The 12,946-nt window shown below is 58.4% G+C and carries 11 protein-coding genes and 1 tRNA gene; 9 read left to right on the top strand and 3 right to left on the bottom strand.

The features are described from left to right. Window positions 1–49 precede the first annotated feature (49 nt). Entirely contained in the window at window positions 50–1,480 is a 1,431-nt protein-coding gene (locus tag ABIT76_04880) for a Mur ligase family protein (GenBank protein ID MEO7932475.1), read from the bottom strand. A 59-nt stretch (window positions 1,481–1,539) separates the two neighbouring features. Further along, window positions 1,540–1,950, bottom strand: a complete 411-nt coding sequence (locus tag ABIT76_04875; protein MEO7932474.1) for an FHA domain-containing protein — start codon at window positions 1,948–1,950, stop codon at window positions 1,540–1,542. A gap of 178 nt (window positions 1,951–2,128) precedes the next feature. Between ABIT76_04875 and treZ the strand changes: the two genes are divergently transcribed. The 6 genes from treZ to ABIT76_04845 all read left to right on the top strand — a co-directional run bounded on the left by treZ (window position 2,129) and on the right by ABIT76_04845 (window position 9,506). Further along, window positions 2,129–4,039: a malto-oligosyltrehalose trehalohydrolase gene (gene treZ, locus ABIT76_04870; protein MEO7932473.1), complete on the top strand. Its 1,911-nt coding sequence runs from the start codon at window positions 2,129–2,131 to the stop codon at window positions 4,037–4,039. Window positions 4,040–4,108: 69 nt separating this feature from the next. After that, window positions 4,109–4,182: transfer RNA gene (locus ABIT76_04865), tRNA-Pro, on the top strand. A 29-nt stretch (window positions 4,183–4,211) separates the two neighbouring features. Continuing rightward, window positions 4,212–4,712: a hypothetical protein gene (locus tag ABIT76_04860; GenBank protein MEO7932472.1), complete on the top strand. Its 501-nt coding sequence runs from the start codon at window positions 4,212–4,214 to the stop codon at window positions 4,710–4,712. Between the two features lie 45 nt (window positions 4,713–4,757). After that, a complete protein-coding gene (locus ABIT76_04855; GenBank protein MEO7932471.1) occupies window positions 4,758–5,039 on the top strand; it encodes a hypothetical protein in 282 nt (93 codons plus the stop codon). Window positions 5,040–5,214: 175 nt separating this feature from the next. After that, window positions 5,215–7,209: an ATP-binding protein gene (locus ABIT76_04850; protein ID MEO7932470.1), complete on the top strand. Its 1,995-nt coding sequence runs from the start codon at window positions 5,215–5,217 to the stop codon at window positions 7,207–7,209. Window positions 7,210–7,211: 2 nt separating this feature from the next. Next, on the top strand, window positions 7,212–9,506 hold the full coding sequence (locus tag ABIT76_04845; GenBank protein MEO7932469.1) for a response regulator: 2,295 nt from the start codon (window positions 7,212–7,214) through the stop codon (window positions 9,504–9,506). An 8-nt stretch (window positions 9,507–9,514) separates the two neighbouring features. Here ABIT76_04845 and ABIT76_04840 read toward each other — a convergent pair whose 3' ends face one another. Beyond that, window positions 9,515–10,132: a YceH family protein gene (locus tag ABIT76_04840; protein MEO7932468.1), complete on the bottom strand. Its 618-nt coding sequence runs from the start codon at window positions 10,130–10,132 to the stop codon at window positions 9,515–9,517. 146 nt (window positions 10,133–10,278) lie between these two features. On the opposite strand from ABIT76_04840, the gene ABIT76_04835 reads away from it, so the two are divergent. From ABIT76_04835 to grpE, 3 genes are all read left to right on the top strand, one after another. Next, entirely contained in the window at window positions 10,279–10,803 is a 525-nt protein-coding gene (locus tag ABIT76_04835) for an STAS domain-containing protein (protein ID MEO7932467.1), read from the top strand. A gap of 54 nt (window positions 10,804–10,857) precedes the next feature. Beyond that, window positions 10,858–12,294, top strand: coding sequence for a GAF domain-containing SpoIIE family protein phosphatase (locus ABIT76_04830; protein ID MEO7932466.1), 1,437 nt, complete (start codon window positions 10,858–10,860; stop codon window positions 12,292–12,294). An 82-nt stretch (window positions 12,295–12,376) separates the two neighbouring features. Continuing rightward, on the top strand, window positions 12,377–12,946 hold the full coding sequence (grpE, locus tag ABIT76_04825; GenBank protein ID MEO7932465.1) for a nucleotide exchange factor GrpE: 570 nt from the start codon (window positions 12,377–12,379) through the stop codon (window positions 12,944–12,946).

Here is a 12,946-nt window from a genome sequence, read left to right as displayed (position 1 = left end):
CCCTCCAATGGAGACGCCTACTGGAGCGGCACTTGTCCTTAAGTGCCTCCTAAATGGAAACCGTAGCCAACCCGCGCCTTTTCAATGTTAGCAGCGTTCTCTCCACGAGGGCTTTTTGCGCCGCCGCCTGCTCGGACATCGAGATGAGAATCACGTCTCCGGGCAGCAGTTCCTGAAGCAGGCTTTCCTCAGTGAGGGGCGTCACCACGGTTACGTCAGTTCCCTGGGCGGCAAGATCATTGGCGAGAGAGTCGGTGCAAAATGGCGTATTTTCCCAAGCCTGCTGGCGCTGCGGTTTGTGCTCATAGGCGGCGGCGATGATGACCTTGTCGAAGCCCGCCAGTGCCTCGGGCAAATCCTTCTGATAGACCCAGCCTTTGCCGCCGGTCGCGCGGGGCTGGATGATGGAAACCACGCGGCGATCCGGATGCCGCTGGCGCAGCGCCTGCAACAATCCGACTAGCGAAAACGGATGCGACGCCTTGTCGTGGATCACACTGCAACTCCCGATCTTTTTTTCCTCCTGCCGATTGGCGACTCCGCGAAAGGTGCGCAGCGCCGCGGCGGATTCCGCGGGAGTTACATTCCAATGGGCGGCAGCGGCGGCGGCTATCGCGGCGTTGCGAATGTTCATGAGTCCGCAGAGCGGTAGCGTGAAGTGAGTATTCAGAAATCGGAAGGAGGACCGATGCGAGTCTAAGTCGATTCCGGTGATGCGCTGCGTGGCCGATTTCTCCGTGCCGACGGTGATCACTTCGCAACTCGCGGTCGCGGCGAGCGGAGTTGCATTTGGATCGTCAGCGGAAAGAATCAGACAACCGTGAGCGGGCAGCAGCGCGGTGAGGCGGGCAAAAACCGCGACCAAATCCGAGAGCTGCGGATACAGATCGGGATGGTCCTCGATGATGTTAGTCACGACCGCGACCTCGGGCCGGTAATGGAGAAACTTCGGGCGCGAATCATGGAAGCAGGAGGCGTATTCGTCGCCTTCCAGCACGGTGAATTTTTCCCCGGCAAAACGGGCGGGCTGGTCCAGGTTTTTCGCGAGTCCCCCGATGAGGTAATCCGGCTGGCGACCGGCGGATTCCAGAATCCAGGTGAGCATCGCCGAGGTCGTGGTTTTTCCGACGCCACCGGCGACGACGGCGTTGCGCGAGTGCTGGAGAAATTGCCCGTGGAGAAACTCGGGGAACGATTGGAACGGCAGCCCTTTTTTGATGATGTGGCGGAGTTCGACATTGTCCTCGGAAACGCGTTTGCCCACGACCACGAGCGTCGTGTCGGGCGGAATGTTTTTCACGCTGTAAGGCGTGCTCACCGGGACAGAGGCCGCCTCCAGAAATTCTTTCATCGGCGAATAATGCGCCTCGTCGGAGCCGGTGATTTTCCAGCCCTGCCGCATGAGGGCAGCGGCGATACCGCCCATGGCCTTGCCACAGATTCCGATGAAATGAACGTGTGGTTTTTCCTGAATCAGCACGAACCGGAGATAGGGACGCCGTTCAAATAAGTCCAGCCTCAATCTGACTCCGCCCGGGCCTATTTGCCGGGGCGGCGGAGGACGCCTTTGAAGAAGCCGCCTAGTTTCGCAGCGACGCTGGCTTTGGCTGGCGCGGGCTCCGGTTCAGGAACTTTCATGGCAGGCTCTACAGGGACTTCGGCGGGCGTTTTCGCGGCCAAAAAGAAGGCGCATTGGATGGGGCCGAAGGCGACGATGTCGCGGTCGCGCAATTCGGATTGACTGATGCGGTTGCCGTTGACTCGTGTGCCGTTGGACGAGCCGAGGTCGCGGACTTGATACGTTTCGCCGTCGAGGCGGATTTCGGCGTGCAGGCCAGAGACTCCGTCGTCGGGGATGACGATGTCGTTGGTGTCCCCGCGACCAATCGTGACGCCTTCCGGGGGGAGGTCGTGAGGGGTTGTGTCGCCCGGGATGAGGAGCTGCGCCATGCAGGGAAGCTGTTCAAGAAAGGCGGCGACTTCAAGGGGAAAAGACGCGGGCGGCGGAAGCGGGCGCGGCGTGATCCCGGAGCCGGGCGGGAGGCGGGACTAAGGTTTTAACCTGACACGCATCCCTCGACGCTGCGCCGTTGCCAGTGTGATGATGCACGCAACGAGTCTGCCCGAAATGTCCCTGTCCCCATCGATTCCGTCCCCCAACTCCGTTGGTCCAGGAGCGCGAGTGGAAACCTCGGGCGTGAGCTACCGGGTCTGGGCTCCGCAGGTGGAAATGGTGGAGGTGAATATTTACGATCCAACCGATCTGCCAGCGGAGACGATTCTCCCCGGCCAGTTGCCGGAACCGGCGCGTCGGATCGCGCTCAACGAAGACGGCGGCGGTTTTTTCACCGGGCTCGATGAACTGGGGGCGGCAGGCGACTTGTATAGTTATCGGCTGAATGGAAACGACAGTTTCCCCGATCCGGCGTCGCGCTTCCAGCCGCTCGGCGTGCACGGGCCGTCGATGGTCGTCGATGCGCGGCATTTTCCCTGGAATGACGACGACTGGATGCGGCCCGAGTTGCGCGATCTGGTGATCTACGAGATGCACATCGGGACGTTTACCCGCGAGGGGACGTTTCTCTCGGCGATTGAACGGCTGCCCCACATTCGCGACCTGGGCGCGACCGCGATCGAGGTGATGCCGATTGCTGCGTTTCCCGGCGAACGCAACTGGGGTTACGACGGCGTTTATCTCTACGCGCCCGCTGAATGCTATGGAACTCCCGATGATTTTCGCGCCTTCGTCGATGCCGCGCACAGTCTCGGGCTCGCGGTGATTCTGGACGTGGTCTATAACCATTTTGGCCCCGACGGAAATTATCTCGCGGCCTTCATCGGCGACTATCTGGACGAGGATTGCAAGACGCCGTGGGGCGGCGCGATTCGTTATGGCAGCCCGGATTTTCGTCCGCTGAGGGAGTTCGTCGCGGCGAATCCCGGCTACTGGATGCGCGACTTCCATGTGGATGGATTCCGGCTCGATGCCACTCACGCGATCATCGACGAATCGTCCCCTCACCTCTTGCAGGAACTCACGCGCAGCATTCATCAGCTCGATGGATTTGCCATCGCCGAGGACCCGCGCAACGAGTCGAATCTTCTCCTGCCCGAGGAGGAAACCGGAATGGGCTTCGATGGCGTCTGGGCCGACGATTTTCATCACAGCGCGCGCGTTTCCAACACGGGCGAGAACGAGTCGTATCTCGGCGATTTCACCGGCTCTCTGAGCGACGTGCTGGAGACGCTGCGCCACGGCTGGCTTTATTGCGGCCAGTATTCGCGGGTGCAGGGAAAAAATCGCGGCAGCCATGCGGGTCACATCCCGCCGGTGAAGTTCATCCACTGCATTTCGAATCACGACCAGATCGGGAATCACGCTTTTGGCGAGCGCATCGGGCACCTGATTTCACCCGAGTCTTACCGGGCTTGTTCGGTGCTGCTCCTGCTCTCGCCGTATTCGCCGCTGCTCTTCATGGGCCAGGAATGGAATGCCTCGACGCCGTTCCAGTTTTTCACGGATCACAACGACGAACTGGGCCGCCTGATCACCGCCGGACGCCGCGAGGAGTTTAAGGATTTCAAGGCCTTCAATCATCCGGAAACCTTGGATCGCCTGCCTGATCCGCAGACGGAAACGACGTTCCGCAATTCGCAGTTGGATTGGAATGAAACTCAACTGAAGGAACATGCCGGAATGTTAGCACTTTACCGCACCTGCCTCGCCTTGCGCAGCGCGGAGACGGCCTTTCGTCCACAGGACCGTGAGACCTATGGCGTGCAGGAAATTGCCACCGGCATCGGCGCGCTCCGGCTCAGCGGATCGGACACCGAATGGCTGGTGCTCTTCGACCTCGTCGGCGGCCACGGCGGACAGGTGTTGGAAGGCTCGATTTCCCCGGCGATCGACGGCGGGAAATGGGAGCTGGTTCTTTCCAGCAACGAGGAAAGATTCGGCGGCAATGGCCACGTGGAAAAACTCACATCCGAGTTGCATTTCACTGTGGCCGGCTGCGCGGTTTACAAAGCGCAGAACTAAATGGAAGTCCCGCCTTTCCGCTTGCCAATCGATTTTCCACGGCCATAGTGAGGCCCACTCTTTGAAAAACGGGGCGTAGCTTAGCTTGGTAGAGCGCCTGGTTTGGGACCAGGAGGTCGAAGGTTCGAATCCTTTCGCCCCGATTTTTCAGTGGAGCTGGCTTTGTGAGCCAATGTTGCAGAAGAAAATTTCCAAGCTGTCTTTTTTCGACGGCACGAGCCTCGTCTTGATGGGCGCGCTCAGTCTGCTTTGCGCCGCGATCTGGCGCGATGCCACGGGGGCCTTGGTCGGAGTCGCACTGGTGACTTTGGGTGGAATCGAACTCCGCGGCCGGTGGTTTCTCCATCAGCAGCAAACTCGCGCCACGGGCTGGCTGGTCGGATCGCAACTCGGATTGCTTCTAGTGATTCTGTCATATTGCCTGCGGAGTCTGGCGCATCCGCCGACTCTGCCGATGAATGATTTGCCAGAGAATTTGCTGCTCCAGTTGCAGAGTTTGCCAAGGTTTGAGGGCGATGCGGCGGGCGCGTTGCAGCCGCTGATGAAGGTGGCCTATGCGCTGCTCATGCTGGTCTCGGTGTTTTACCAGGGTGGCATGGCGATGTTTTACCTGCGAAAAACGCCGCTGGCGTTGCAAAGTCCACCGCCGGTGCCGGTCACTTCGCAGCCGTAAATAGTTTTGCCTCTGGCCCAGTCGTGCGATACGAATGGAACTCGCATGAAAACTCCCGCTTCACGACTTCTCGAACGCGCCTCTGACGATCTCGGCAAGCTGCAAAATCTCGGCTCGCTCGTGGCAGAAAAACTCCTTAGCGATTCTGCAAAAGCGACCAAGCGGGCGCGTTACCAACTGCGAAATGGCGCAACTCGCGCCGCCGAGATTGAGGAGAAAATCGTGGCCGACTTTCAGGCCCGTCCCCTCGCCTACGCGCTGGTGGCGGTGGGACTGGCCTGCCTGGTTTCCATTAAATTTCTCTGGGATCGGCAGAACAAAGACTGAGTCGCGTTTCTCATTTTTGCGGCTTGGTTGGGCCGAAAAGTTCCTTATTCGTGGAATCGAAGAAATAATTTCGGGCAAATCGCCGATATGAGCCGGAGTGGCTCCAAAGCTGCTAGTCTCATGATTGGACATGCAGATATTTCGGAACATACCCTTGGTCAAAAAGCTAATGTTCATGCTTTTGGTCGCCAGCACCTCGTCGCTGGCGCTGGCCTCGGCCTGCTTTTTTACCTACGAATGGTTTAACCTGCGCACCACGATCAAGACCGATGTCGAAGTGCTGGGCAAGATGGTTTCAGCAAACGCCACACCGCTCCTCCAGACCAGAAACATGGGAGTCGCGCACGCCTTGCTCCAGTCGCTGACGGCCAAGCCGGGGATCGTTTACTCGCAAATCCAGCTCCCGAACCATGCGATTTTTGCAGAGTTTGGCAGTCTGACTCAAGACAAGGCATTGATCCTGAAGGACGCGCCGGATGGGATGGTTCGCAATGGACCTTATCTGGTGCTGCGCCAGCCGATTATGCAGAATAAGTCCCGGCTCGGCACGCTGCTGATCGTCGATGATTTTCAATCCACCCAAGAGCATCTGATCGGGTTTCATAGCGTGGCGACTTTGCTGATTTTGGCGGCGGTGATTGCGCTTTCGATCTTTCTGGCGTCGCGGCTCCAAGCCATCGTCTCGGCGCCACTTTTGGAGCTTTTGCGGACGGCGCAGGGAATCACCGAGCGCCGCGATTACACACTGCGCGCACCGAAGGGTGGCAACGACGAGATTGGGGTTTTCACCACGGCTTTCAATCGAATGCTGGACGAGGTGCAGGGTCAGGATCGGGCGTTGCAGAAAGTGCCCGAGGAGTTGAACAAAAAAGTCGAGGCGATGGAGCACGAAATCTCCGAGCGCAAACGGGTCGAGGAGAATCTGCGCGCCGCCGAGATCAAATATCGCACCTTGGTTGAGCAGCTTCCGATGATCACCTACAACGCCGAGAGCACCCAGTCCGGCGGGTGGTTTTATGTGAGCCCGCAGATCGAGGGCATCCTCGGTTTTACCCAGGAGGAATGGGTTGGAAATCCGAAAATCTGGGACGAGCGGCTCCACGCAGACGATCAGGAGACGTTCAAGGCCAAGGCGCAGTTGATGGATCGGAATGGCGACCAATTCATCTGCGAATACCGCGTTTACGACCGTTACGGACGCCTGCATTGGTTCCGCGATCAGTCGGCCATCGTGCGCGATCCGGTGAAGAATCAGGTCTATACCCACGGGTTCCTGCTCGATGTCACGGAGCAGAAACAGGCTGAAATGGAACTCGACACGCTCCAACTCCAGCTGCTCGACATTTCGCGCCAGGCTGGCATGGCGGAGGTGGCGACGGGGGTACTACACAACGTCGGCAACGTCCTGAACAGCGTCAACGTTTCCTCCACCATCCTCAGCGACCTGATCAAAAACTCCAAACTGGCCAGTCTGGCAAAGGTCACCACCCTCCTCCGCGAGCACACCAACGATCTCGGCAAATACATTTCCTCCGATCCGAAAGGCAAGCAGCTCCCGACTTATCTGGTGAGCCTGACTGAACATCTCAGCGAGGAACATGTCGATATGGTGAATGAATTGGCGATGCTGATCAAAAACGTCGAGCACATTAAACACATCGTCTCGATGCAGCAGAGCTACGCAAAAGTGTCGGGCATGGTCGAGTCGTGTTCTCCCAAGGATCTTGTCGAGGACGCGATGCAAATTAACGCTCCGTCATTCACCCGGAATGGAATCAAAGTCGTCCGCAAAGACGACGATGCGCTGCCCAATGTGGCGGTCGAAAAACACAAAGTGCTCCAGATTTTAGTGAATCTGCTTCGCAATTCCAAGAATGCGATGGAGGAGGTGCCGCGCAAAGATCGCAAAATCACCGTCAGCGCCGCCCTTAACGGCAACAACAAAGTCAAAATCACCGTGCGCGACCAAGGCTGCGGCATTGCGCCGGATAATCTGACGAAAATTTTCTCGCACGGTTTTACCACGAAAACAGACGGACACGGATTTGGACTCCACATTGGCGCGCTGGCTGCTCAAGAAATGGGTGGCTCGCTCCGCGCCGAAAGCGAAGGTCCCGGACAGGGTGCCTCCTTCATCCTGGAACTGCCCGTCGCCACCGCAAAATCTTAATCATGACCGCCACCCCTCCAGAGACCAATCGCCGCATCCTGATTATTGATGATAATCCGGCGATTCATGAGGATTTTAATAAGATTCTCGGCCGCACCCGCAGCAATGCGTCGGCCTTGAACGATGCGGAAGCGTCCCTTTTTGGCGAGGAATCCGCTTCAGCCAGTCGCTCCTCGGCACCGACCGCTGTCTTCGAGATGGACTCCGCTTTTCAGGGCAAGGAAGGGCTCGAACTCGTGAAAAAAGCTCTCGCCGAGGGACGTCCCTACGCGATGGCCTTCGTGGACGTGCGCATGCCGCCGGGCTGGGACGGCATCGAGACGATCCGCCATATTTGGGAGTTCGATGACGACATCCAGATCGTCATCTGCACGGCGTATTCCGATTATTCGTGGGAGGAAATGACCGCCAATCCGCAGCGGACGGACAGCCTGCTCATTCTCAAAAAACCCTTCGACAACATCGAAGTCGTGCAGCTCGCCCACGCGCTCACGAAAAAATGGACACTCGCCAAGCAGGCTCGGCTCTCTCTCGAAAATCTCGACCGCCTCGTCGCCCAGCGCACGAAGGACCTCAATCTCACCCTGACTCATCTCCAGGAGGAAATCGTCCAGCGCACCTCGGCCCAGGACTCGTTGCGCGTCTCCGAGGAACGTTTTTCCAAGGCGTTTCGCTCCAGCCCGTTTCCGATGGCGATTGTCTGTTTGAGCACGGATCACTTCGAGGATTGCAACGACGCCTTCTTAAAAATGACCTCCCAAGAGCGCGACAACGTGCTCGATCACACGTCCGCCGCGTTCCGTCTTTGGGACGACGACCAGACGCCGTCGATCATCCGCCAGCGCCTGCACGCCGAGCATTCCCTCACGAATATCGAGATCACCGTTCTCGACAAAGCTGGGCAGCCGCGGTCCACTTTGCTCTCCGGCGAGACTTTTTCCCTCGTAAAACAAACCTACGCCATCCTCATCTGGCAGGATCTTTCCGAACGTCTCCGGCTCGAGGCGCAGCTTCGCCAGTCGCAGAAAATGGAAGCCGTCGGCCAACTCGCAGCCGGCGTCGCGCACGACTTCAATAACATTCTCACCGTCATCCAGGGCCATGCGAGTTTGAGCATGCTCTCGAAAAGCGTCGATGAACGGACCCAGGAATCGCTCGAGCAAATTTCCGTCGCCGCCGACCGCGCCGCCGCCCTCACCCGGCAGCTCCTTGCCTTCAGCCGCAAGCAGATCATGCAACTTCGCGGTCTCGGCCTCAACGAAGCCATCACCGGACTGCTCTCCATGCTGAACCGCCTCATCGGTGAGCACATCAAGCTCAAGACCGAATTCAGCCAAGAGCTTCCGCCGATTCACGCCGATCACGGCAGCCTCGAGCAAGTCATCATGAACCTCGTGGTCAACGCACGCGACGCCATGCCCGACGGTGGTCAACTCATCATCAAGACCGAGGAAAAAGAAATCACCGCCGCTGATTGCCGTGCCAACCGCGAAGCCATCGCAGGCAAATTTATCTGCCTTTCTGTCACCGACACCGGTTGCGGCATGAGCGAGGCGACTCGTGGTCATATCTTCGAGCCATTTTTCACCACCAAGGAAGTCGGCAAAGGCACCGGCATGGGACTCGCCACCGTTTACGGCATCGTCCAACAGCACAACGGCTGGATCGACGTCGTTAGCGAAGTCGGCAAAGGCTCCACTTTCCGCGTTTTCCTCCCGACCAGTTCACAGGCGGAACAACCGCAGGAGCCGAAGCTCACCACTCCCAAGACGTTGCCGCGCGGACGCGAAACCGTCCTCATTGTTGAAGACGAGGAAAATCTCCGCCTGCTTGTGGACACCATTCTCACCGAGCAAGGCTACAAAACTCTCTGCGCGGAAAATGGCGTCGAAGCCCTCAAAATCTGGGCCAAAAAACAGAACGAAATCGACCTGCTCCTCACCGACATCGTCATGCCCGAGGCCATCTCCGGATTGCAACTCGCCGAGCGGATGCTGAAGACGCGGCCCGAACTCAAAGTCATTTACACCAGCGGTTACAGCATCGACCTCATCGCCAAAGGTTATGCCCTGCGCGACGGCCAAAATTTCCTGCCGAAACCTTATCCTCCCGCCAAGCTGGCCGCCGCCGTGCGCTCCTGTCTCGACGCCATCGTCCCGCATCCGACCGCGAAAAACGGCCAGTCGCGCCCGCTTTCGAAAGTGACTCCACTGATGGCAAACAAGCCGTTGAAAAAAATCACCCGCGCGCTGCCGAAGCCAGTCAAACGTCCGCGCGCCAAGGCCGTCAAAAGTTAGAAAAGCTTTTAGCCCTCGAATTGTTTCCGAAACGACTCAAACTCGGCTCGGAGACTGGCGAGTTCGGCTTCCATGCGGTCCATTCGAGTGGGAGTCGCCGGAGCGGACGGAGTGTCCAACGGGACTTCGATTTCCATGGTCGCGCCGAGGAGTTGCAGGTAGCGCTGCTCTTTTTGCCCGGGCCGCATCGGGAGCAGGCGGACGAGTGGTTCGTCGCCCGCCGCGAGGCCGGTGAGCACCGACTCGACTTGCGCGAGGGATTCCCACGGAGTCATGCGTTCGCTGCGGGTGCGGAGTTCGCCCACGGTTTGCGGGCCGCGCAGGAGAAGAATGCAGAGGAGCGCGATCTCGGCGGGAGTGAGGGTGAAATGGTCGCCGAGGTTGTGACGATATTTTTGCACACGTGAGCCAGCACCGAAGACAACGGTGGCGATTTTTTTCTCACGCATGTTGGCCAGGGTTTCCTCGACGAGTTTTTCCGAGAAATCCACCACGGGCTCGCGGTTCGTCGTCTGGTTGCAGGCGGCGGTGAGGGAATTGAGGCTGAGCGGATAATTTTCGGGCGTAAGTCGTTCCTTTTCAAGGAGACAGCCAAGAATGCGAGTTTCAATGGGATCTAAGTTCATAGTCGTGAAGTTGAATAGGATGGCACCTGAAGCGCCCACTCACAGCGGGAAAAGAAGCGGTGGTGGCAGGCTTTATGCATTAGAAGAGTCGAGGCCAAGAAGATTTGACACCACTCTCCCACCCAACGATTATCCCTAACACAAAAGTGAGTCAGCAAGCATCCATATTAGTCGGCTGTAATAACAAGGTGGTTTGGATCAAAGTCGAAGGCAAAGGTTCGTTCCAAAACAGTCAGGGCATGAAGGATTTCTCGCGTGAAATGATGAACCGCGGGCATCGCGAGTTTGTGCTCGATCTGAAGCAATGCTCGGTGATGGACTCGACTTTCATGGGAACACTGGCCGGCATGGGATTGCGACTCCGGGAGCTGGGCCAGGGCAATCTGCATGTGATCAACAGCAACGAGCGCAACACCGATCTCCTGCAAAACCTCGGGCTGGATCATTTGTTCGAGCTCGATTCCGCCGACGACATGGCGAAAAATTATTATCCGAACAGCGGCGTCGAGGAGCTGACTTCCAATGCTTTCTCCAAATCGAACACGGCTGAGACGATGCTCGAGGCGCACGAGGCTCTGGTCGAGGCGGCTCCGGAAAATGAGGCCCGCTTTAAGGATGTTCTGGAATATCTGAAGACCGACCTGCATGTCGGCGCGGGCTCCGAGAACTAATATCGGCCCAATTTCCTTTCCCTGCGTCGTCAGAGGGCTTAATCACACGTTGCGATGAGGTCCTTGATAGAAACGCTGCTGCTTTTGGGGATAGCGGTGGCGTTTATCGTCATTTACCGCCGCCAAAGCCGGCTGATCGCGATTGCCTGTTCCGAACGCGAGGAAATCCGGCTGGAGGAAACGCGAGTGTTCGATTTCCTGCACAGTCTCGGCGAGGCGTTTTCCGACGACATTCGCACGGCAGACTTGCATCGGTTGATCGTGGAAAGCGCGGTGCGCATTCTCGACGCGCAAGGCGGCGCGCTCTATCTCGTCGATAAGCATGAAACTCAGCTCATGCCGGCGTTTGTCTCGAAAGGCTGTCCGCCCCTGATCGAGCTGCCGCCGCACATTCACCTGCAACTCGCCTCCGCTCCGCAAGCCTTGGAGAGCTACGTGCGACTCCATGCGGTGCAGAAAAACGAGGGCATCCTCGGCTCCGTCCTAGCCACGCGCGAACCGGTTTTCATCATCAACGATCCATCCGATCCACGACTCGCTAGCTTGCGCGACACGACGCTGCACACGTCGGCGATTCTAGTCGTGCCGATGACGTATCGCGGACAATTGCTAGGCGTCCTCGCGCTCGCCAATGGCTCGCAGGCGACGCCGTTCAACGAGGCGGATTTCGGCGTTTTCAAATCCATCGCCGAGCAGTCGGCCTTCGCGCTCTACAACGCCATCGTTTACTACGAGGCCAGCGAAAAGAAACGCCTCGACCGCGACTTGCATATCGCCCGCGACATTCAACGCATCCTGCTTCCGTCGAGTTCGCCGCAGATCGAGGGCTACGAAATTTGCGGGCTAAACATTCCCGCGAAACAAGTCAGCGGCGATTACTTCGATTACATCCCGGTCAACGACCAGCAGACTGGCGTCGCCATCGCCGATGTCTCGGGCAAAGGCATCCCAGCGTCGCTCATCATGGCCATGTGTCGCAGCGTTCTCCGCAGCCAGGCCCCGGCCAACACTTCCGCCGCTGACGTGCTGCACAAGGTGAACCGCCAGCTCTTTCCCGACATTAAAGAGGACATGTTCATCAGCATGGCCTACCTGCTGCTCACCGCTGGCAGCAACCACGTCATTCTCAGCCGCGCCGGGCACGATGCGCCGATGCTTTACCGGGCCAAAGACCGGACGATTGAGCGGCTCAACCCGCGTGGCATGGCACTCGGAATTGACAGCGGGGGCGTCTTCGATAGGGTCACGGCTGATTTCGAATTCGACCTCGAGACTGGCGATTGCATCGTGCTTTACACCGATGGAGTCACCGAAGCTCTGGACGACGAGGGCCTGGAGTTTGGCATGGAAAAAATGAACCTCGCCATCCAGTCCAGTGCGCCTCAGGGTGCCGCCGCCATCCTTCGCAGGTTGACCGACGAGATCACCGAATTCGCTGGCAACCAGCCGCAAAACGACGACATCACCCTCATCGCCATCCGCAAAATTTAAAGATTGATTCACCCAACCACGCTTGCCTCTCCCCGACTTCCTCCATTTCCTGCAGAGACGCGCCAGCAAACCCGATAAAAACATGAACGCCGAAGAACTTGCCGAAGATAAAACCGAGCCCGCAGAACCGACTGCAACTCCCCTGGACCCACTCGCCGAAGCCCAGGCCGAGGCGGCCAAATACCGCGACCTCGCCCTGCGCGGCCAGGCCGAGTTTGATAACTATCGCAAGCGCGCTGCCCGCGAAAAAGAGGACGCCATCCGCTTCGCCAATTCGCGTCTTTTCGAGAGTCTGCTGCCGATTTTGGACAATTTCGAACTCGGCCTCGCCGCCGCCCGCAACGACTCCCAAGGGAGTTCCATTCTGATGGGACTCGACATGGTTTTCAAACAGACGCAGGACTTCCTCGCGGATTTCGGCGTCAACGCCATCGAGGCCGTCGGGCAGAAGTTTGATCCGAATCAGCACGAAGCGCTCGCCCAGGAACCATCCGCCGAGGTCCCCGAGGGCATCGTTCTTCGCCAGGTTCGCAAAGGCTACAAACTGCGCGACCGCCTGTTGCGCCCCGCCAATGTCGTCGTTTCCACCGGCACCGCCGCCCCTGAGGAAGCCGTCACCGTTTCACCCGAAACCGCTCCTCCGCAGGGATAA

Source organism: Chthoniobacterales bacterium (assembly GCA_039930045.1).
Lineage (GTDB): Bacteria > Verrucomicrobiota > Verrucomicrobiia > Chthoniobacterales > DASVRZ01 > DASVRZ01.
Note: the sequence above shows the minus strand (reverse complement) of the source record. Positions and strands in the feature narration are given on the sequence as shown.

What these genes read in the sequence shown, in the direction of transcription:
- ABIT76_04845 (MEO7932469.1), top strand. Translation starts at nt 7,212, where the DNA reads ATGACCGCCACCCCTCCAGAGACCAATCGCCGCATCCTGATTATTGAT.
- ABIT76_04860 (MEO7932472.1), top strand. Translation starts at nt 4,212, where the DNA reads ATGTTGCAGAAGAAAATTTCCAAGCTGTCTTTTTTCGACGGCACGAGC.
- grpE (MEO7932465.1), top strand. Translation starts at nt 12,377, where the DNA reads ATGAACGCCGAAGAACTTGCCGAAGATAAAACCGAGCCCGCAGAACCG.
- ABIT76_04875 (MEO7932474.1), bottom strand. Translation starts at nt 1,950, where the DNA reads ATGGCGCAGCTCCTCATCCCGGGCGACACAACCCCTCACGACCTCCCC.
- ABIT76_04830 (MEO7932466.1), top strand. Translation starts at nt 10,858, where the DNA reads ATGAGGTCCTTGATAGAAACGCTGCTGCTTTTGGGGATAGCGGTGGCG.
- ABIT76_04840 (MEO7932468.1), bottom strand. Translation starts at nt 10,132, where the DNA reads ATGAACTTAGATCCCATTGAAACTCGCATTCTTGGCTGTCTCCTTGAA.
- ABIT76_04850 (MEO7932470.1), top strand. Translation starts at nt 5,215, where the DNA reads ATGCTTTTGGTCGCCAGCACCTCGTCGCTGGCGCTGGCCTCGGCCTGC.
- ABIT76_04855 (MEO7932471.1), top strand. Translation starts at nt 4,758, where the DNA reads ATGAAAACTCCCGCTTCACGACTTCTCGAACGCGCCTCTGACGATCTC.
- treZ (MEO7932473.1), top strand. Translation starts at nt 2,129, where the DNA reads ATGTCCCTGTCCCCATCGATTCCGTCCCCCAACTCCGTTGGTCCAGGA.